This is a genomic window from Actinoplanes lutulentus, assembly GCF_003259845.1.
Taxonomy (GTDB): domain Bacteria; phylum Actinomycetota; class Actinomycetes; order Mycobacteriales; family Micromonosporaceae; genus Actinoplanes; species Actinoplanes lutulentus.
On sequence record NZ_QLMJ01000011.1, the window covers coordinates 114,173 to 133,738 of the forward strand.

The window sequence follows — 19,566 nt, forward strand, 5'->3', positions numbered from 1 at the left end:
TCAGATCCAGCCGCTCTTGCGGGCGATGCGGGCCGCCTCGTGGCGGTTCGCCGCGCCCAGTTTGCCGGCCGCCGCGGACAGGTAGTTGCGGACCGTTCCCGGTGACAGCGAGGCGCGCCGGGCGATCTCCTCGATCGGCGCGCCCTCGGACGCCAGCTGCAGCACGTCGGCCTCGCGGGCGGTCAGCGGGCTGTCGCCGGCGCTGATCGCCTCGGCGGCCAGCTGCGGATCGACGTACCGGCCGCCACCGTGGACGGTCCGGACCACCATCGCCAGGTTCTCCGCCGACACCGTTTTCGGCAGGAAGCCGCGCACCCCGGCGGCCAGGGCCTGCTTGAGATGGCCGGGACGCCCGTGACTGGTGACGATCATCGTGCGGCAGGTCGGGACCTCGACGCGCAGGCGATCAGCAACGGTCACGCCGTCGAGGTCGGGCATCTGCAGGTCGACCACGGCGACGTCCGGGATCAGGGCACGGGCCGCCGCGATCGCCTCGGCGCCGGTGGCCGCCTGGCCCACCACGATCAGGTCGTCCTCCAGGGCGAGCAGCGCGGCCAGGGCGCCGCGGATCAGATGCTCGTCGTCGGCGAGCAGGATCCGGATCACGCGGCCTCCCTTGTCTGCGGCAGGCTCACCGCGACGCGGAAACGGTCCGGCGGCACGGGGCCGGCGTCGACCGTACCCCCGGCGTCGGCGACCCGCTCGGCCAGGCCGGTGAGTCCGTTGCCGTGCGTCACGCCGGCGCCGTCGGCACCGTCGTTGATCATGGTGAGCGTGACCGTCCCGTCCGCGGCCCGGTCCAGTTCGATGGTGCAGCTGGTGGCGCGGCTGTGCCGCAGCACGTTCGTGGTGGCCTCGCGGACCGCCCAGCCCAGCGTGGCCCGGGTCCGCTCGGCCAGCCCGCCGCCGTCGCCGATCACCCGGCAGCTGATCCCGGCCGCGTCCAGCAGCGACCGCGCGCCGGCCAGCTCCTCGTCGAACCGCGCGGTGCGCAGCCCGCTGACCACCGCCCGCAGCTCGGCGAGCGAGTCCTGCGCGATGCGCCGGACCTCCAACATCTCCTCGACGGCCTCCGGCCGCCCGCGTTTGCCCAGCTGGGCGGCGAGCTCGGCCTTCAGGGCGACAACCGAGAGGGTACGCCCAGCGACGTCATGCAGATCGCGGGCGAACCGCAGTCGCTCCTCGGCCACGGCCAGCTCCGCCTTGACCTGCTGCGCCTCCTCCAGTTGCCGGATCACCCCCATCGTCCACACCGTCCAGCGTTCGGTGATCAGAAGTGCCGCCACCACGAGCAGCAGCGTCAGGTGCGCGCCGAACCTGCTGCCGTCCTGGTAGATCGCCGGCCCGGCCGCGACCAGCCAGCCGATCAGTGCGAGCACGGTCAGGCTGGTCGTCGAGATCATCGGGTCGAGCGCGACCAGCAACGAGGTCAGCACCGCCACGGTGACGAACGCGTACGAGCCGTCGGTGAACGAGGTGACCGGGATCGCCACCGCCACGGTCGCCAGCGACAGCACAGCGGTGATCACGATCCGCCGCCGCGGCTTCGGTCCCCGGCCCAGCCGGTAGTCGATCGACTGGTGCAGCAGCATGACCGCGGCCACGGCCTGCAGCGCCGACAGGCCGGCCGCGAGAGTGGCGAGGGTGCCCTGCGTGGCGTCGACCTGTCCGGTCACCGCCAGCGGCAGGCCGGCGAAGAGCACATAGAGCGAGGCACGCATCGTCAGGTCGACCCGGGCGGCACGGGACGTCGGTGTCATGGTCATCAACCTATCGACGCGGTTCCCAGAGGAACGTGCGCCGGACCGCCCACAGCCCGGCCACGATCCAGGCGATCAGAATCCCGGCCGGTAGCAGCGCGTCAGCGAACGTCCCGGCGAACCCGACCGGCGCGGACTCCCCCGTGGTGCCGAGCCAGCCGAGCCGCAACAGGTCGACGACCGGGGTCAGCGGCAGGGCTCGCAGCAGCGCCACGACCACACCGGGCGCGTCGTCCATCATCGGGTAGATCATCGAGCCGATCAGGCACGCCAGCAGCACCGGCAGCGTCGTGACCTGCGCCGACTCCGCGGTCCGGGTGAACACCGCGGACACCGCCGCGAGCAGCACGAACACGATCACACCGCCGACAGCCCCGAACACCATCAACGGTACGTTGACCGGGGCCGGCAGTCCGACCAGGATCGCGCCGGCGACCACGAACACGATCATCTGCGCGACGGCGACGGCCACCATCGGCGCGGCGATCCCGGTGATGATCGTGGCGTCGCTGAGCTCGCCGGCCCGCAGCCGTTTGAGCACCAGTTCCTCACGCCGGGCGACGTACGTGGTGACCAGGTTGTAGTAGACCGCCGCCAGCAGCACGTATCCGAGCAGCGAGGTCACCACGGCGACCGAGGTGGCAAGGTCGTCGGAGTCGGCCATGCCGGAGGTGGAGATCGCGCCGGCCAGGATGAGCGGGATCGCGAAGGCGCTGAACATGGCGGTGCGGTTGCGGGCGAACAGCTTCAGCTCGGCGAGGCCGACGGCGCGGATCCTCGCGGTGTTCCCGCGGGTCACGGTCGTGGTGGTGGTCATCGTGGTCATGCCGGTACCTCTTCGCTCTCGGCCACCGCGAGGAAGGCCTCTTCCAGGGATGCCGGGCGGGCCTCAAGGCCGGCCAGCTCGATGTCGTGCCGGCGCGCCCAGCCGAGAAGCTCGGTCAGCGTGTCCTGCAGGTCGTCGGTGCGCAGCGTGACCCGACCGGGGCCGTGCTCGCCGTCGTAGGGGTCACGCAGACCAGGCAGGGCCGGCAGGTCCACGCCGTGCGGGAGTCCGAAAATGATCCGGGCCGGGTGCTGGGCGACGACCTCGGCGGTGGAGCCGGCGGTGACCACCTCGCCGCGATGCATGATCGCCAGGCGGTCGGCGAGCTCCTGCGCCTCGTTCAGATAATGCGTGGTCATCAGCACCGTCACGCCGTCGGCGAGCAGGGCGCGCACCATCTGCCAGGCGTTACGCCGGTTCTCCGGGTCCAGGCCGGTCGTCGGCTCGTCGAGCAGCAGCACCGCCGGCCGGCCCATCACGGCGAGTGCCAGATCGAGGCGGCGCCGTTCGCCGCCGGAGAGCTGCCGGACCCGGACGTGCTCGCGGTGCCGGAGATCAACCAGGTCGAGGGCTTCGACGACCGGACGCGGATCGGTCAGCGTGCCGGCCCACATCGCGGCCGACTCGCTCACCGTCAGATCGGGCGGCAGGCCGCCCTCCTGCAGCATGATCCCGAGGCGGGGGCGCAGGACGCGGCGCTCGGAGTACGGGTCCCGGCCGAGCACCCGGACGTTCCCGGCATCCGGCCGCCCGAATCCGGCGACCATATCCATGGTCGTGGTCTTGCCGGCGCCGTTCGTGCCGAGCAGCGCGAACAGCTCCCCGCGCCGCACGTCGAAGCTGACACCCCGGACCGCTTCGAAACTCCCATAACGCCGCCGCAGTGAACGAACCTCGACGGCGGCCGATGTCGTTGTCGTCATGCAGTGAAGTCTGTGTCCGGTTCCGGGCCGGCGGCAGTGCGCCCGTTCACCACTTCAGATGACAGATGTCATGACGGCTTGCTGATCATCGAAATGTAACGGCGTGGTGCAACAATTTTGTGATGACGACGCGGGTTGCCATGTGGTCCGGGCCTCGGAACATCTCGACTGCCATGATGCGCAGCTTCGGTTCGCGGGCGGACACCGTTGCCGTTGATGAACCGCTGTATGCGTACTATCTGGCCGCGACCGGGATCGATCACCCTGGCCGGGAGGAGATCCTGGCCGCGCAGCCGCAGCGGTGGCAGGACGTGGCCGCGCGGCTGACCGGGCCGGTTCCCGGCGGGCCGGCGGTCTTCTACCAGAAGCACATGACCCACCACCTGCTTCCGGAGGTGGGCCGGGAGTGGCTCGGCGCGCTCACCCACGCGTTCCTGATCCGCGACCCGGCGCACGTGGTCGCCTCCTATGCGAAGGTCCGCGGCGAGCCCACCCTCGACGACCTCGGTTATCCGCAGCAGCGGGAGATCTTCCGCTCGTTCGGCGGGCCGGTCGTCGACGCGGCCGACGTGCTGCGGGACCCGGCGAAAACGCTGGGGCGGCTCTGCGAGGCCCTCGGCATCGGGTTCGACGAGGCGATGCTCGCCTGGGCGCCGGGCCCGCGCGAGGAGGACGGCGTGTGGGCGCCGCACTGGTACGCGGCGGTCGAGCGCTCCACCGGTTTCGGAGCGCACGACCCGGCGCCGGTCCAGGTCCCGGACCGGCTGCGGCCGCTGGTCGAGGCGGCCCAGCCCTACTACGACGAGATGGCCGCCCACCGCCTCTGAGCTGTCACAGGAGGCGGACGCCGTTCGCGGCGGCGTGTTTCTGATAGATCTGGGCCACCCGGGAGGTCAGCGGGCCGACCTCGCCGGTGCCGATGGTGCGGCCGTCGATCACCGTGACCGCGGCGATCTCGCCCATCGTGCCGGTGCAGAACACCTCGTCGGCGGTGTACATCTCGGTCAGCGAGATGTCGCGCACCACCGCCGGGATGCCGTGCACCGACGCCAAGTCGAGGACCGTCTGCCGGGTGATCCCTTCCGGGCATGCCGCCGTCGACGGGGTCGCCAGGGCACCGCCGGTGACCGCGAACAGGTGGGTCGCGTTGGTCTCCGCGACGAAGCCCCGCTGGTCGAGCATCAGCGCGTCGTCGGCGCCGGCCGCGGTCGCCTCGATCTTCGCGAGGATCGAGTTCAGCAGGTTCGCGTGGTGGATCTTCGGGTCCAGGACGTCCGGGCCGGGCCGGCGCACGCTGGAGGTCGCCAGCCGCAGACCACCGGTGTCGTACACCGGGGCCTTGAACTCGGCGAGCACGATGAGCGTGGATCCGGCCTGGTTGAGGCGGGGGTCCATGCCGCTGGTGACCTTCACACCGCGGGTCAGGGTGAGCCGCACGTGCACCCCGTCGACCATCTCGTTCGCACGCAGCGTCGTGACCAGCGCGTCGATGATCGCCGCGTCGTCCGGGATGTCGGCGAAGCCCAGCGCCGTCGCCGAGCGCCGCAGCCGGGCCAGGTGCTCGGTCAGTCCGTAGACCGCGCCGCGGTACAGCCGCAGGCCCTCCCAGACCGCGTCGCCGCCCTGCACCACCGAGTCGAACGGTGACAGCCCGGGCTGGCTGCGATGCAGCAGCTCCCCGTTGACCCAGTACCGGATGTCGGCGTTCCGCTCGTCGTAGCGCTGCAGCATCGCCAGATCATATTCCCCGGAGATTTCGCGATAACTGGTCCAACCAGTTGACGGGTTAAAGTGTGACGCGGCACACTGCCGCTCATGACTTTCGATCCGGCACCCCGGTCATCGGTCTCCGACCACGTCTTCGGCCGCCTGCGCGACGCCGTGGTCCGCGGCCGGTACGCCGCCGGCGACGCGCTGCCGAGCGAACGCGACCTGGCCGCCACCTTCGAGGTCAACCGGCACGCGATCCGCGAGGCGCTGCGCCGGCTGCAACAGCTCGGCCTCGTCAAGGTCAGCCAGGGCGGCGCCACCCGCGTCCTGGACTGGCGCAGCAGCGCCGGCCTCGACCTGGCCCTGGCGCTCACCACCGGCGACGACGTGCTGCCGGTGCCCACCATCGAACGCGACGTCATGGAGATGCGGGCCTGCGTCGGCGCGGACGCGTCCCGGCTGGCGGCGGCCCGCGCTTCCCAGGCGGGACGCGACGCGGTCGCGGCGGCCGTCGACGACTACGCGGCGGCGGTGCCCGATCTGGTAGCGATGGCTCAGGCCGACCTGGCGTTCTGGCGCCGGATCGTCGAGGCGTCCGGCAACGTCGCGTACCTGCTCGCCTTCAACAGCCTGACCGCCGGGGCGCTTGCTGTCGGCCACATGCCGGCGCAACGGCGTACCGAAGAACTGCTGGACGTGGCCGCCCACCGCGACCTGTCCGATCTCATCGCCGCAGGCGATGCCGCCGGCGCGGAACGCGCCGCGCGAGCCCTCCTCGCGGTTCCCTCCTCCGCCCGGGAAAAAGAGATCCGATGATTCCTACCTGCTGGCGCGAGCGCGCCGGATACCTGTTCGGCCGGCCCGGCTGGACGCCGGCCGCATGAACGACGTGACCGTCCGGCCGGCCGCCACCCGCGGCCTGCCCCTCGTGCTGTTCGTGATGGCCGCGACCGTGGAGATCGTCGCGGTGGCCGCCGACCTGACCGTGCTGCAGTGGATCGCCAAGCCGCTGCTCGCGCCGCTGCTGATCTGGTCACTCGTGCAGGGCCGCAAACCGGATCTCGTGGTGGCGGCGCTGGCCTTCGCCACCGCCGGGGACATCGCGCTGCTCGTGCCGGGACAGGTGGCGTTCCTGACCGGAATGCTGTTCTTCCTCGGCACCCAGATCTGCCTGATCAGCGCGTTCCTGCGCCGGACGAAACCCCGGGCTGTTGCGGTGGTGTTCTGGGCCCTGCTCTGGGTCACGGCCAACGCGCTGTTGTGGAACCAGTTGGGTGCTCTGCGCGTACCCGTGCTGTTTTATAGCCTGGCGCTGACCGCCATGGCCGCGGCAGCGGCAGGGGTTGGCCGCGTCGTCGCGGCAGGTGGCGCGCTGTTCGTGATCTCCGACCTGTTGATCGGTGTCGGCGCCGCGGGCGCGGAATTCCCGGCCCGCGACGTCCTGGTGATGGCGACCTACATCGCCGCGCTCGCCTTGATCACCGTGGGATGGCAGCGACAGGATCAGATGCCGGGCGTCATGTCGCCGGTGGCGGGAGTCCCGCCGGCGGCGGCATAACGCAGCCGGACCACACCGTTCGGCGTGGTCACCGCGGGTTCGGTGAGCGTCAGGTTGGCCGGCAGGGTCCCCTCCTGGAACACCTTCTTGCCGGCGCCGAGCAGGATCGGATAGACCCACAGGTTCAGCCGGTCGAAGAGGCGCTCCCGCAGCAGGGTCTGCACCAGGTTCAGGCTGCCGATCACGTGGATCTTCTCGTGCTTGTCCCGCAGAGCCCGCACGTCAGCGGCCAGATCCGGGCCCAGCTGCGCCGAACCGGTCCACGTGAGATCGGGGTTGGCGCGCGAGGCGACGTATTTCGGAATGTCGTTGAACAGGGTGGCGATCTCACCGGACTGCTCCGGCCAGTACCCGGCGAAGATGTCGTAGGTGCGGCGGCCCAGCAGCAGCGCGTCCATGCCGGCCATCCCGGCCCAGACCTGCTCGCCGACCTGCTGATCCGACAGCGGCGCCTGCCACCCACCGAACGCGAAGCTTTCCGGGTCCTCAGCGGGGCCGCCGGGCGCCTGAGCGACCAGGTCAAGCGTCGTGAACAGGTCGATGTGAATCGTGCCCATGATGATGTCCTCCTTCGGGAACCGAACCGTCACCAGCTCAGACCGTCGTCACCATCAAAACTCATCGCAAGGCCTTCTCCAGCGCTGCTGCCGGGCCGGCTTCGCGGATCACCCGCATGTGTTCGGCGGTCTCCTCGGCGAGGCGTCCCCGCACCCACGAGCCGGCGCGGACCTGCGTGATCACCTCGGCGGAGTCCCGCACCGGATAGTCACCCAGCTCACCGGCATAACCCAGCAGCAGGCACGCCAGCGCGAACACGCTCAGCGGCGCCTGCTCACCCACCGCCCAGCGATCGGTCACCACCGGCCGGTTGCGGGCATCCCACTTGGACAGCGCGTTCAGGGCGATGTCCGACAACCGGTGCTCCAGCGCCGGATTGCGGAACCTCTCCAGCGTCGCCTCCACGAACGCGCCGGCATCAGCAGGCAGCGTCGGCAGCACCTCGTCGCGCAACAAGCGCCGCAGGAACTCGCCGGCCAGGGGATGCTCCACCGCCGCGTCGACCGTCACACACCCCAGCAACGGCGCCACCGCGGCAAGGGCGGTGTGCGAACCGTTCAGGATGCGCACCTTCTTCTCCCGGAACGGCCGGATGTCCGCCAGGAACTCCACCGGCAGACCCGCCCTGTCCAGCGGGAACTCGTCCCGGATCCGCGGATCCCCGGCGATCGCCCAGCGCGCGTAGAACTCACCCCGCACCTCGCCCGCGTCGCCGGACGGCACGATCCGGTCCACGATGGTGTCGTGGAAACGGCAGTGCGCACCCACCCACCCGGCGAATCCCGGATCGAGCACCGCCGCGTGCCGCAGCACGGCCGCGCGCAACGCCTGACCGTTCTCCTCGATCAACTCGCATGGCAGGAACGACAGCCCCCGATCCGGGTCACCGCCGAAGTGCCGCCACCGTTCGTGCAGCAGCACCGCCATCTTGCCCGGGAACGTCGCCGGCGGCCGCGCACCGAGATCCTCGTCGACGGACACGATCCCGGCATCCGTCGTGTTCGAGACGACCAGCCGCAGATCCGCACCCCGGGCCACCGCGAGACAGCGATCCCAATCCGTGTAGGCGCCGGCCACCTCCTGGATCACGTCCACGTCGGTGACCTCGGTGAACCCCGCGCCGTCCAGCACCACCCGGAACGGTCCGGCCACCGGCGCCGACGCGCTCGCCGTCACCTTCAGCACCACCACGCCGTGATCGAGAACCCCGGCGTCGTTCCCCTTCTGGATCATCCAGTCGGCGAAGCCGCGCAGAAAGTTACCGCCGCCGATCTGAAGAACCCGCACCGGCCGCTGCCGCACGCTCACTCCCCTCACGATGGACGCCACCATCGGAGCCGTGTGATGATGCGCGGTGCAAACGTTCCCACAAATTCCACCATCGCGGAAGGGTGGTAGATCGTGCCCGGAACAGGCGCCCTGCTCGCCGACCACGCGCTGCTTCTGCACCCCGAGGACCACGTCGCGGTCGCCCTGCGCGACCTGCCGCCGGGCCTGAAACTGACGCACGGCACCCTCACCGTCGAGGTCACCGCCGCGATCCCCCAAGGCCACAAGCTGTGTGTACGCGCAATGCCCGCCGACACTCCCGTCCACAAGTACGGCCAGACGATCGGACGGACCACCACCGCGGTACGGGCCGGTGAGCACGTGCACAGCCACAACCTCGCGATGGACACGGAGCGCCCGGCCTACGAGTTCGGCACGGGTCGCATCGTGGTGCCGAAGGCTTCGGTCACGCGTACGTTTGAAGGGTTTGAACGCGCCGGAGGCGCCGTCGGCACGCGCAACTACGTCGGCATCGTCACCTCCGTGAACTGCTCCGCGTCGACCGCCCGCATGATCGCCGACCAGTTCCGCGGCCCGATCATGGACGCCTGGCCGCACGTCGACGGCGTCGTCGCGCTCACCCACGACTCCGGCTGCGGCATGGTCCCGGCCAGCGAGGGCGGTCAGATCCTGCGGCGCACGCTGCGCGGATACGCCGCCCACCCCAACGTCGGCGCCGTTCTCGCCATCGGCCTCGGCTGCGAGATGCTCGCCGTCGACGCGTTGTTACACGACCTGCCCGCGCCGGCCGATACGCTGCTTTCGCAGCTGACAATCCAAGATCAGGGCGGGGTACGCGCCACCGTCCGCGCCGGAGTCACCGCCGTCCGCGAACTGATCGAGCAGCTCGACCAGCGCCGCCGCACCACCGTCCCCGCCTCCCGCCTGATCCTCGGGCTGAACTGCGGCGGCTCCGACGGATACTCCGGCATCACCGCGAACCCGGCCCTCGGCCACGCCTCCGACCTGCTCGTCGCCCAGGGCGCCACCACCGTCCTCGCCGAGACCCCCGAGGTCTTCGGCGCCGAACACCTGCTCACCCGGCGCGCGGTCAGCTCCGCTGTGGGCCACAAGCTGCTGGAACGCATCGAGTGGTGGCAGAAATACGTCGCGGCCGGCGGCGGCACCCTCGACAACAACCCGTCACCCGGCAACAAGGCCGGCGGCCTCACCACCATCCTGGAGAAATCCCTCGGCGCCGTCGCCAAGGGCGGAACCGCCGAGCTCACCGCCGTCTACGAATACGCCGAACGCATCACCGACGCCGGCTTCACCTTCATGGACACCCCCGGGTACGACCCGGTCTCGGTGACCGGCCTGGTCGCCGGCGGTGCCACCGTCGTCTGCTTCACCACCGGCCGCGGCTCCGTCCTCGGCAGCAAGCCCGTCCCGACGCTCAAGGTCGCAACAAACACCACGATGTACGAGCGGATGCGCGACGACATGGACCTCGACGCCGGGCCGATCGCCACCGGGGACGCCACCGTCGCGGAGATCGGCGACCGGATCTTCGAGGAGGTGCTCGCTGTGGCGTCCGGCCGGATGACCGTGAGCGAGGACCTGGACCTGGGCCGCGACGAGTTCATCCCCTGGCAGCTGGGTGCCGTGACCTGATTTCCTCTGTGGCTCTCTACGATGCTCGGGTGACTTCGACAGCGGTGGCCGGCGTGATGACCCAGCTCGCGGCGCTCGACGACCCGAAGATGCGTGCCGTGAACGAGCGGCACGGCGACGACCACGGGGTGAACCTCGGCAAGCTGCGCGCCCTCGCCAAGCAGCTCAAGACACAGCAGGACCTGGCGGTCGAGCTCTGGGTTACCGGCGACACCGCGGCCCGGCTGCTGGCGATCCTGATCAGCCGGCCCAAGGCGTATTCGCGCTCTTCACTCGACGCGATGCTGCGGTCGGCGCGGGCCCCGAAGGTGCACGACTGGCTGGTCAACTACATCGTCAAGAAGAGCCCGCACTGTGAAGAACTGCGGGTGGCCTGGTTCGCCGACCCGGATCCGGTCGTGGCCAGCGCGGGCTGGGCTTTGACCACGGCACGGGTTCCTGGGGACTTGGATCTGGACGGGCTGCTCGACATCATCGAAGCCTCGATGAAGGACGCGCCGGACCGGCTGCAATGGGCGATGAACCACTGCCTCGCCCAGATCGGGATCTCCGATGCCGGGCGTCGGGCACGCGCACTGGAGATCGGCGAGCGTCTGCAGGTGCTGGTGGACTATCCGACCGCGCCGGGGTGCACGTCACCGTTCGCCCCGATCTGGATCACCGAGATGGTCCGCCGGCAGTCGGCTCTTTAGCCGCTCGGTGTCCTGCCCTTCAGCTGCTCGGTGTTCTGCTCTTCAGCTGCTCGGTGTCCTGAGCTTCAGCCGCTCGTTGTCGGGGCCAGGCCCGATGACGCACGGACGACCAGTCCTGTCGGGAGGGTGACCTCGCGTTCGCGTACCGTCGTGGCCGGCTTGCCGGCACCACCCACCCGGCGCAGAAGCAGCTCGAGCGCGGCCGCACCCGCCCGGCCTTTCGGCACCGCGACCGTGGTCAGCGGCGGGTGGCTCATCGCGGCAAGGCTGATGTCGTCATATCCGACCACGCTCATCCGCTCCGGCACCGGCACACCCCGCGCCGCCAGCCGGTGCAGCAGACCCATCGCCACCAGGTCGTTGTAGGCGAGCACCGCGGTGGCCGTGCTGGCCAGCACGAGATCACCGGCGAGAACGCCGCCCTCGAAGGTCGGCGCCACCGACCCGAACCGCAGAATCTCGACACCGGTTTTATCGGTTTTATCGTTGGATTCGGGTTTTTCGTCGTATTCCGGTTTTTTATCGTATTCCGCCAGGGTGGCCAGGCGTTGAGCGCCCGCCCAGGATTCGTCCGGGCCGGCCAGGAACGCGATCCGCCGGTGGCCCAGCGCCCTCAGATGGTCGATCGCCTGCCGGGTGCCGGCCGCGATGTCCGCCGAGATCGACAACATCCCGGGAACCTGCCGGTGCACCAGAACCGTCGTTTCCGGATCGGCGGCCTCTTTCAGCTCGGCGTCGGTCGCGCGCGGCGAGCAGAGCAGCACCCCGTCCGTGTTCCGGCCCAGCGTGGCAAGAGCTTCCAGCTCAGCCGACACATCCTCGTCGGTGTCGGTGATGAAGACACCACCGTCGACAGCCCGCGCCCGGGCGCTGACCCCTTTGGCGATGTCAGCGAAGAACGGGTTCTGCAGATCCGGAACTATCAGCCCATAGTTCCCGGTCCGGCCGGTGATGAGCCCGCGGGCAGTGCGGTTGGGCCGATAACCGAGCCGTTCCGCAGCGGCCATGACGGTGGCCCGGGTAGCCGGGCTGACACTGCCGCCGGTAAGAGCCCGCGAGACGGTGGACACCGACACACCGGCGGCATCCGCGACGTCGTGCACGGTCGTGCGCACCGAGCTCTACTCCCTCGTCAGGCTGGCCGCCAGCATAGCGGCCGAGGGCACCGGTGACACAGTGTGGAAATTCCCTGCATACGTTTGCAAGGGAGTCGAGCGGTGTCCGAGGTTGATCCGCCCGCCGGTCCGCCCCGCCGGTTCGGCTGGTACCGCTCGTTACAAGGAGCCAGCGGCTCCGCTCAGCGCATGTCATCACTCGGCTCGTCAGCTGACTCAGCTGGGGCCATCAGCGCGTGGTTGCTGTGCGGCTGCAGCTGCCGCGTGTGGCTGGCCCCGCAGCTCACACCCCGTTTCGGCATCCTAGGACTCTAGGAAGAAGCCTGCCGCTCGTTGCCGCCGCTCGTTGCCGCCGCTCGTTGCCGCCGCTCGTTGCCGCCGCTCGTTGCTGCCGCACGTTGCTGGATCTTGAGCGATCTTCCACCGCGGAGGGGTGAAAGTCGCTCAAGATCTCGTGTGGAGCGGCGGCGCCGAGATCGCGCTGCCTCCGCAGGTGGGTCGCGCCCTGGATCTTGAGCGATTCTGGCCCCTCTGGGGTGGAAGATCGCTCAAGATCCAGGGCGTGTGGAGTGGGTGTCGCCGATCTTGTGCCTTTGACTACACCCTGGGGTGGACAAAGGCCCAAGATCGGCGGAGTGGCGGTCAGTTGTTGAGCGAAGTGCGGGCGTCCTCCTGGGAGTCGCTCGGGGCCTCGGCTGCCGGCTTGTTCGAACTGGGCGAGTTGTCCGCGTTATCCTTCGCGGCGCCGTTGGCCTCATCGCGGGCGTCAGCACTGTTGTCACTAGCTGTACCGTTGGCCTCGCCACGGGTGTCGGCACTGTTGTCCTTGGCTGCGCCGCTGGCCTCGCCGTGAGGGCTGGTGCTGTTGTCGTCGGACGGCTTGTTCGCGCCTGTCGGAGCGTCCGAGTTGTCACTGACGGAACCGCGCGCTTCCTCCGAGCTTCCGGCGTTGGCGTCCTCGGTAGGCTTGGTGGAGTTCGCGGGCGTGCCGGAGTTGTCCTTCACGCTGCCGTTCGCGTCTTCACCCGGCCCGCCCTGCGCTGAGTCGTTGCTCGGTGCCGGAGCCGGGGAATGGCTGGTGGCATCGTTTGAGGAGCGGTCACCACTGTCCTGAGCGCCGCCATTCGAAGGCTGAGCCGGGTTCTCACTGATCGTCCCGTTGGACGACTGGTTCGGCCCACCCTCCGCCGGTTTGTTCGGCGGGGCCGGAGTGGACTCGCCCTCGGCCGGCTTGTTCGGTGTTACGGGAGCCGACTCGCTCTCCGCCGGTTTGTTCGGTGAGGCCGGAGTCGACTCGCTCTCCGTGGGCTTGTTCGGCGTGAGCTGTCCAGCGTCGCCCTCGGCCGGCTTGTTCGGTGCCGCCGGGGTGGATTGACTGTCGTGGTTGGACTCGCGTGCTTCGGCCTGGGCCTCATCGTTTGGCTTTAGCGTGTCGGAGGCTTCGCCGTTTGGCTTTAGCGTGTCGGAGGCTTCGCCGTTTGGCTTTAGCGTGTCGGAGGCTTCGCCGTTCGGTCTGAGTGTGTCGGAGGCTTCGCCGTTCGGTCTGAGTGTGTCGGAGGCTTCGCCGTTCGGTTTGATCGTCGCGTCGGCTTCGAAACCGGCACCGGGTTCGGCCGCTTCGCTGACGCCACCGGCGATTCCACCGGCGGCCGTGCCGACGGCGCCTCCTGCACCGGTTGCTCCGGCACCACCCGTGGCGGCACCGCTTACTCCGCCTGCTACGTCACCGGCCGCACCGCCGACACCGGCGCCGGGAACCTCCGCAGCGCCGCCAAGCCCCGCTGCGAGACCACCGGCCGCGGCGCCAACGCCGGCGCCCGCACCCGCACCCGCAGAACCGCTTATGCCCGCGGCAAGGCCACCCGCAGCAGCACCTAAGCCAGCGCCCGCGCCATCAGCCGAACCGCCAAGACCGGCCGCACCTCCACCTGCTGCAGCGCCAAGACCGGCCGCAAGTCCGCCTGCCGCAGCGCCGAGGCCAGCGCCTGTGCCGCCGGTCGCACCGCTGACGCCGCCGGCTAGTTCACCGCCTGCGGCTCCGACTGCGCCTCCAGCGCCAGCAGCACCGCCCAGACCTGCGGCCAGACCGCCGGCCGCAGCGCCGAGGCCGGCACCTGTCCCACCCGCGGTACCGGCCAGGCCCTCGGCGAGACCGCCGGCGGCAGAACCAACCGCTCCACCAGCACCAGCCAAGCCTGCGGCCAGACCGCCTGCAGCACCGCCGAGCACTCCCCCGGCACCCGCGCCAGCGCCGGCCGCACCTGCCACGCCTGCGGCAGCGCCGCCGGCTGCAGCGCCGGCCGCGCCGCCTGGGTTGGCTACGTCGGAGGGGCGGATTGGTGGCACGCCCGCCGCCGCTGCCTGGCGGGCTCGGACGGCCTGGATCGCGGCGGCCATCTCGGCTCGGGCGCCTGTCGCCTGGGCCGCCGCCGACTGGTAGGCCGCCACCTGGCGCGGGTAGTCCGGCGACGACGGGTTCGGCGGTTCGCTGATCATTGTGCCGAAGACCGGTAAGCCACCCGCTGCCGCTGTCTCGCGCGCGGATGCCATCCGGCTCTGGGCGACCGACAGGTGCTGGCCGAACGTGGTGAACGCGCCGGCTGTCGACTCGATCTCGCCGTGCAGGGCTGAGGCCAGGGTGCCGGCTCGGGACATGCGGGTACTGAAGGCCGTTCCGCCGGAGCCCCGCCAGCTCGCGGTCGCGTCGGCGCCCACGGTACGCAGGGTTTCGGCGCTCGCGCGGACGTCGAACGCCAGCTGGTCGCGGAGCCATCCGGCGGACTCGAAGATCTGGCCTGGGTCGCCGTCGAGGCGGGTGTCGATGGGCATCACAACACCTCGATGATCCTCTGCCCGGCGGCGGTGTCCTCGTACGCGTACGTCTGGCCGGCCTCGGAGACACGCATGCCGGCGTCGTGCAGCCCGGCCGCGAGGCCGGTGGAACTCTCGGAGAGCTGCGCCAGCAGCTCGGCGAAGATCGGGGTTGCCTCGCCGGCATCCGGGGCGGCGCGCAGCCTGCCCGCGCCGGCGGCACGCAGCGCCTCGCCGGAGCGACGGAGCCGGTCGGAAATCGATTCGAGCAGTACCAGGTCGACAGTCAGACGATCAGCCATGATTCTTCCTCCCCACCGTGCGGATGCTCGGGTGTACACCGCACGGTGGGAGAAAGGTTCAGATAATCAGCAAGCGATCTTGCTGCGGCCCTTCTTGTTGGTCCACGAGCAGGTGTCGTACGCCTTCTTGCTGGGCTTGCGCAGGGTCGCCTTGTCGCCGGTGTTGTTCCAGATGTAGTTGCCGCTGTTCCAGTAGACGTGCTTCTTCGTGTCGGTGCCGTTGCCGGTGTGCAGGGTGATCTTGCCGCCCTTGGCCGGGATGCTGACGGCGCCGAACGTGTAGACCCGGCCGCCCTTCTCCTTGATCGACCAGCCCTTGAGGTTCACGGCCTTCTTGCCGGTGTTGACCAGGGAGATCCACTCGGCGTTGCGGGACTTGTTGCTGCGGGTGTCCTTGCCGGGCGAGTCGTAGAAGGCGGTGTGGAAACGGAGCGTCGGCGCCGCCTGGGCCGGGCTCGCCGCGGCGAGGGTGCCGCCGAGGGCAACGGCGACAGCGGCCATGGTGCCGAGCAATTTACGCATGAAAACGGGGTCCTTTCGGTGGAGACCCCGGGATCCTGCCGAACAGCGGGCGACAGTTCACGCACCGCGAGTAGCCCCTTCGTCTGGAAAACTCAGCCGGTGGCGCGGATGCCGTCCAGCGCGAATTCCAGGACGCGGTCGCGCTGGGCGTCGTCGACGAAGGCCGCTGAGGTGAGGCCGGACACCAGGCGCAGCACGTCGTCGAAGCTGGCGTCGGCACGGACCTCGCCGGCCTGCTGGGCGCGGGCGAACAGGGGCTCGCCGGCCGCGTACATCACGACGCGGCACGACCGGAACATCTCCGAGTCGCGGTTGAGCAGGTCGATGATGGCGCGCTTCGTCACCGCGTACGCCACAAAGCGCTGGAGCCAGACCCGCAAGGCCTCCCACGGCGGGAGAGACGCGGCGGCCTCGGCCGCCGCGGCGAGCTGGTTGATCTCCTCGACGTAGACCGCTTCGAAGAGGTCCTGGCGGGCCGGGAAGTTGCGGTACAGCGTGCCGATGCCGACTCCGGCGCGTTTCGCGATGTCCTCGAGGGAGGCGTCGGCGCCTTTTTCGGCGAACGCGTCGCGGGCGGCGGCGAGCAGCGCGTCGTAGTTGCGCCGGGCGTCGGCCCGCTGCGGCCGGCGCAGGGTGACCGGACCGTCCATGGAGAGGCTCCTCACATCCCTCAAGATGCAAAACCGGTTGCTAACCGGAGGCATACCTCCGCTAATCTGGAGGCATGCCTCGACTTTACCAGCCATCCCCGAGGGTGACCTTCGCGGTGCTGGCCGCGGCGGCTGCCGCGTTCTCTCTCATGCAGTCGCTGGTGACCCCGGTGCTGCCGACCATCCAGCAGGATCTGCACACCAGTACCGGATCGGTCACCTGGGTGCTCACCGCGTGGCTGCTCGCCGCGTCCGTCGCCACCCCGCTGATGGGCCGCATCGCCGACACCATCGGCAAGGACCGCACCCTGCTCGTCGCGCTCGCCGCCATCGCGCTGGGCTGCCTGGCCGCCGCGCTCGCCCCGAACATCGGCGTGCTGATCGCCGCCCGGGTGCTGCAGGGCCTCGGCGGCGCCGTCTTCCCGATCTCGTTCGGCATCGTCCGCGACGAGTTCCCACCGGCCCGGGTCGGCTCGATGATCGGCGTACTCGCCGCGGTCATCGCCACCGGCAGCGGCCTCGGCATCGTTCTCGCCGGCCCGATCGTCGGCGTCCTCGACTGGCGCTGGCTGTTCTGGATCCCGATGGCCGTCGTCACGGTCGTCGCCGTGGTCGCGTGGCGGGTCATCCCGGTCTCGCCACGGCACGGCCAGGGCCGGATCAACTGGCTCTCCGCCACCCTGCTGGCCGGCTGGCTCGTCGCCCTGCTCCTGCCCCTGAGCATGGGACGGACCTGGGGATGGTCGTCCGGGCGTACCCTCGGGCTCTTGGTCCTGGCAGTTGTTCTTGTCTCTGCCTGGCTGGTGGCTGAGCTCCGCTCCGCGGAGCCGCTGATCGACATGCGGATGATGCGGCTGCCGGCGGTCTGGACCACCAACCTGGTCGCGCTGCTTTTCGGGGCCGCGATGTTCGGGGTCTTCGCCTTTCTGCCGCAGTTGCTGCAGGTGCCTGCTTCCAGTGGGTACGGGTTCGGCGCGTCGGTGACCGGCGCCGGCCTTCTGATGCTGCCGATGCTGGTCTCGATGGCGGTGTTCGGGTCACTCAGTGGGCCCCTGGCTCGGTGGGTGAGCAACAAGGCGCAGCTGTTGTGGGGTTCGGCGATGGGGACGGCGGCGTGTCTGTCGCTGGCGCTGGCACACAGTGAGAAGTGGACGGTGGCGGTGGCGGCCGGGGTGTTCGGCATCGGACTCGGGCTGATCTATTCGTCGATGATCAACCTGATCGTGTCGAGCGTTCCGGCCAGCCAGACCGGCGCTGCCAGTGGGATGAACACCAACATTCGTACGATCGGGGCTTCGCTGGGTACGGCAGTGGTCAGCTCTGTGGTGACCGGTCACCTGCAGCCGAGTGGGTTGCCGGCGGAGGCGGGGTATACGACGGCGTTCCTGCTGCTGGCGGGGGCCAGTGCGGCGGCGTTCGGGGTGGCGTTGCTGGTGCCGGCGGCTCGGCGGCGGGTGTCGCCGGTGCCTGAGGTGCTGCCGGAGTTGAGTCCGGTCGAGGTGTGATCGGATGGGTGGGTGGAGCTCACCAAGACGTTCACCGAAGAGCAGTACGCGGCCGCGCTCGCATCGTGGTCGTGGCTGGACCTGCACGGCAAGACGCCCCGGTTCACGTCCCTGTTCGGGGATGTGTTCCTAGAGGCGGAGGACGGCACGTGGTGGCAGCTCAACACGTTCGAGGGTGAGCTCTTTCAGGAGTGGCCCGACACTGCGACCCTGGCCGCCGTCCTGAACACGGAGGACGGCCAGGATCAGTTCCTGCTGGGCGGTCTGGCCATGGCGGCGTTTCATCGGCGCAGGCTGCGGCTGGGCGGCGACGACATCTACGCGTGGGCGCCGCCGCCCATCGTCACCGACAGTTTCTCTGTGGACGAGATCGCGGTGTTCGGTTTTGTTGCCGTGGTGAGTACGGCGGGGCAGTTTCACCAGCAGATCCGGGCCGGGGCCTGGGATCACGGCCATCGGGATGGTTCGGGGCCGGTTGACGGGGAGGCCGGGCCGTACGGGGTGTAGCCGGCCCGGAACCGCCGGAGTTCGTTGACCACGGAGATCAGTACCCGGCAGAAGAGTTCCGGCTCCTGATCGAGGCTGCCGGTGTACCGGTCGGGGTGCTGTTCGACCCGTAGCCCCGAGATGCGGTCTCCGGTGACGCCAGCCTCGTACACCTGGAGGCCGGTCCAGGACCGCCACATCCGGAGGACACCCTCGCCGTCGAGGTGGGCCATCCATCGGATCTCCATGTCGTACCCACCGAGCCCGTCACGCAGCAGCGCGGTCGTGTCGGCGTCGAGGACGAGGTGCGGGTCAGAGGTGACCGGTCGCAGGTCGAGAGCGGGCTGGACGCGGCCCGCGTCGGCGGTGCTGAACAGCGGGCGAAGATCTTCGGAAGGCACGGCACATCATCGCTCACGGTGGAGACATGCGCGGGTTCGCTAGCGTGGGCAGCCGTGCCGACGATGGATTCTCAGCAGCGAACTGATGAGGTGCCTGGCTGGATCGTGTGGCCGGTGCGGGTTCTCGCCCTCGTGGTCGTTCTGCCGTTCCGGGTGCTCTGGGAGGGCTTGACGCTGGCCGGGCGGTTCCTTGTCCGATATGTGCTGGCGCCTCTCGGCGAGGCGATGGCGTGGTTGTGGCGCTATGCCGTGGCGATTCCGGCGGCGTGGGTGTGGCGCTATCTGATCGCGATCCCCGTGGTCTGGGTCTGCCGCTATCTCGTCGCTGTCCCTGCTGTGTGGATCTGGCGGCATCTGATCGTCGCGCCGGGGATGTGGCTGGCCGGGCCGGCCGCCTGGTCCTGGCGTTATCTCGTCGCTGTCCCCGTGGGCTGGCTCTGGCGGGCGGTCATTGCGCCGGCTCCCCTGGTTTTCTACCGGTGGGTTCTGCGGCCGATCGGCATCGGTGTGGCGGCGACCGTCCGCTTCCTCGTCGACTGCGTGGTCAACCCCGTGCTTGTTCCGGTTGGGCGGGCGATCATCTGGTTCCTGACCGCCGGATGGAAAGGGACGGCCTGGCTCGCTGTCCGGTTCTACCGCTGGGTTCTCCGGCCGATCGGGATCGGACTCGCCTGGACGTGGCGGTACTCGTTCGGGGCGTTGTTCCGCGGTCTCGCGTACACCTGGAATGTGACAGTGAGGCCGACGCTGGGATGGCTGCGCATCGCGGTGGGATGGCGCCGCTGAGCGGCGCCATCCCCCACG

21 protein-coding genes are annotated in these 19,566 nt (G+C 69.8%); 8 read left to right on the forward strand and 13 right to left on the reverse strand.

The genetic code is table 11. The features are described 5' to 3' along the window. Genes B0I29_RS23315 through B0I29_RS23330 form a run of 4 tightly spaced genes read right to left on the reverse strand, consistent with a single transcriptional unit; the run spans position 1 to position 3,509 of the window. Complete coding sequence (locus B0I29_RS23315; protein ID WP_220091395.1) at positions 1-606, reverse strand: response regulator transcription factor; 606 nt, start codon at positions 604-606, stop codon at positions 1-3. Then, the gene (locus tag B0I29_RS23320) at positions 603-1,760 is read right to left on the reverse strand and encodes a sensor histidine kinase (protein WP_181557944.1); all 1,158 of its coding nucleotides are present in this window, start codon (positions 1,758-1,760) and stop codon (positions 603-605) included. Before B0I29_RS23320 ends, B0I29_RS23315 begins: the two co-directional genes overlap by 4 nt. A 10-nt stretch (positions 1,761-1,770) precedes the next feature. Then, positions 1,771-2,586 carry an ABC transporter permease gene (locus tag B0I29_RS23325; protein ID WP_245972692.1) on the reverse strand — a complete coding sequence of 272 codons (816 nt, stop codon included), beginning with the start codon at positions 2,584-2,586 and terminating at the stop codon, positions 1,771-1,773. Further along, the gene (locus B0I29_RS23330) at positions 2,583-3,509 is read right to left on the reverse strand and encodes an ABC transporter ATP-binding protein (RefSeq protein ID WP_111651180.1); all 927 of its coding nucleotides are present in this window, start codon (positions 3,507-3,509) and stop codon (positions 2,583-2,585) included. The genes B0I29_RS23325 and B0I29_RS23330 overlap by 4 nt, the downstream gene beginning before the upstream one ends. Positions 3,510-3,631: 122 nt before the next feature. On the opposite strand from B0I29_RS23330, the gene B0I29_RS23335 reads away from it, so the two are divergent. After that, positions 3,632-4,336 carry a sulfotransferase-like domain-containing protein gene (locus tag B0I29_RS23335; protein ID WP_111651181.1) on the forward strand — a complete coding sequence of 235 codons (705 nt, stop codon included), beginning with the start codon at positions 3,632-3,634 and terminating at the stop codon, positions 4,334-4,336. Positions 4,337-4,340: 4 nt separating this feature from the next. Here the strand turns inward: B0I29_RS23335 and B0I29_RS23340 are convergent, their stop codons facing one another. Further along, positions 4,341-5,240, reverse strand: a complete 900-nt coding sequence (locus B0I29_RS23340; protein ID WP_111651182.1) for an aminotransferase class IV — start codon at positions 5,238-5,240, stop codon at positions 4,341-4,343. A gap of 84 nt (positions 5,241-5,324) precedes the next feature. On the opposite strand from B0I29_RS23340, the gene B0I29_RS23345 reads away from it, so the two are divergent. Both B0I29_RS23345 and B0I29_RS23350 read left to right on the forward strand, forming a co-directional pair. Beyond that, a complete protein-coding gene (locus B0I29_RS23345; protein WP_111651183.1) occupies positions 5,325-6,035 on the forward strand; it encodes a FadR/GntR family transcriptional regulator in 711 nt (236 codons plus the stop codon). 64 nt (positions 6,036-6,099) lie between these two features. Then, positions 6,100-6,777 carry a lysoplasmalogenase gene (locus tag B0I29_RS23350; protein ID WP_111651184.1) on the forward strand — a complete coding sequence of 226 codons (678 nt, stop codon included), beginning with the start codon at positions 6,100-6,102 and terminating at the stop codon, positions 6,775-6,777. On the opposite strand, the gene B0I29_RS23355 is transcribed toward B0I29_RS23350, so the two are convergent. Together B0I29_RS23355 and B0I29_RS23360 are read right to left on the reverse strand one after the other, a co-directional pair. Further along, positions 6,723-7,367: a dihydrofolate reductase family protein gene (locus B0I29_RS23355; protein ID WP_245972693.1), complete on the reverse strand. Its 645-nt coding sequence runs from the start codon at positions 7,365-7,367 to the stop codon at positions 6,723-6,725. The genes B0I29_RS23350 and B0I29_RS23355 overlap by 55 nt on opposite strands. A gap of 28 nt (positions 7,368-7,395) precedes the next feature. Then, a complete protein-coding gene (locus tag B0I29_RS23360) occupies positions 7,396-8,643 on the reverse strand; it encodes a mannitol dehydrogenase family protein (protein ID WP_181557945.1) in 1,248 nt (415 codons plus the stop codon). A 93-nt stretch (positions 8,644-8,736) separates the two neighbouring features. Between B0I29_RS23360 and B0I29_RS23365 the strand changes: the two genes are divergently transcribed. Together B0I29_RS23365 and B0I29_RS23370 are read left to right on the forward strand one after the other, a co-directional pair. Next, the gene (locus tag B0I29_RS23365; protein WP_245972694.1) at positions 8,737-10,278 is read left to right on the forward strand and encodes a UxaA family hydrolase; all 1,542 of its coding nucleotides are present in this window, start codon (positions 8,737-8,739) and stop codon (positions 10,276-10,278) included. A 29-nt stretch (positions 10,279-10,307) separates the two neighbouring features. Next, positions 10,308-10,970 (forward strand): DNA alkylation repair protein, encoded by a 663-nt coding sequence (locus B0I29_RS23370; protein ID WP_245972695.1) that lies wholly within the window; start codon positions 10,308-10,310, stop codon positions 10,968-10,970. A gap of 65 nt (positions 10,971-11,035) precedes the next feature. Here B0I29_RS23370 and B0I29_RS23375 read toward each other — a convergent pair whose 3' ends face one another. The 5 genes from B0I29_RS23375 to B0I29_RS23395 form a co-directional block, all read right to left on the reverse strand. Beyond that, positions 11,036-12,085, reverse strand: coding sequence for a LacI family DNA-binding transcriptional regulator (locus tag B0I29_RS23375; RefSeq protein ID WP_111651186.1), 1,050 nt, complete (start codon positions 12,083-12,085; stop codon positions 11,036-11,038). Between the two features lie 642 nt (positions 12,086-12,727). Then, positions 12,728-14,800: a hypothetical protein gene (locus B0I29_RS23380; RefSeq protein WP_146616870.1), complete on the reverse strand. Its 2,073-nt coding sequence runs from the start codon at positions 14,798-14,800 to the stop codon at positions 12,728-12,730. Between the two features lie 113 nt (positions 14,801-14,913). After that, entirely contained in the window at positions 14,914-15,198 is a 285-nt protein-coding gene (locus B0I29_RS23385; protein ID WP_111651188.1) for a hypothetical protein, read from the reverse strand. A gap of 66 nt (positions 15,199-15,264) precedes the next feature. Next, the gene (locus B0I29_RS23390) at positions 15,265-15,720 is read right to left on the reverse strand and encodes a lamin tail domain-containing protein (RefSeq protein ID WP_111651189.1); all 456 of its coding nucleotides are present in this window, start codon (positions 15,718-15,720) and stop codon (positions 15,265-15,267) included. Between the two features lie 92 nt (positions 15,721-15,812). After that, positions 15,813-16,370, reverse strand: coding sequence for a TetR/AcrR family transcriptional regulator (locus B0I29_RS23395; RefSeq protein ID WP_111651190.1), 558 nt, complete (start codon positions 16,368-16,370; stop codon positions 15,813-15,815). A gap of 74 nt (positions 16,371-16,444) precedes the next feature. Between B0I29_RS23395 and B0I29_RS23400 the strand changes: the two genes are divergently transcribed. Then, on the forward strand, positions 16,445-17,875 hold the full coding sequence (locus tag B0I29_RS23400) for an MFS transporter (protein ID WP_111651191.1): 1,431 nt from the start codon (positions 16,445-16,447) through the stop codon (positions 17,873-17,875). A 12-nt stretch (positions 17,876-17,887) separates the two neighbouring features. After that, complete coding sequence (locus B0I29_RS23405) at positions 17,888-18,382, forward strand: hypothetical protein (protein WP_111651192.1); 495 nt, start codon at positions 17,888-17,890, stop codon at positions 18,380-18,382. Here the strand turns inward: B0I29_RS23405 and B0I29_RS23410 are convergent. Then, on the reverse strand, positions 18,322-18,762 hold the full coding sequence (locus B0I29_RS23410) for a hypothetical protein (RefSeq protein WP_111651193.1): 441 nt from the start codon (positions 18,760-18,762) through the stop codon (positions 18,322-18,324). The genes B0I29_RS23405 and B0I29_RS23410 overlap by 61 nt on opposite strands. 54 nt (positions 18,763-18,816) lie before the next feature. On the opposite strand from B0I29_RS23410, the gene B0I29_RS23415 reads away from it, so the two are divergent. Next, positions 18,817-19,548, forward strand: a complete 732-nt coding sequence (locus B0I29_RS23415; protein ID WP_183192740.1) for a hypothetical protein — start codon at positions 18,817-18,819, stop codon at positions 19,546-19,548. Positions 19,549-19,566: the final 18 nt, after the last annotated feature.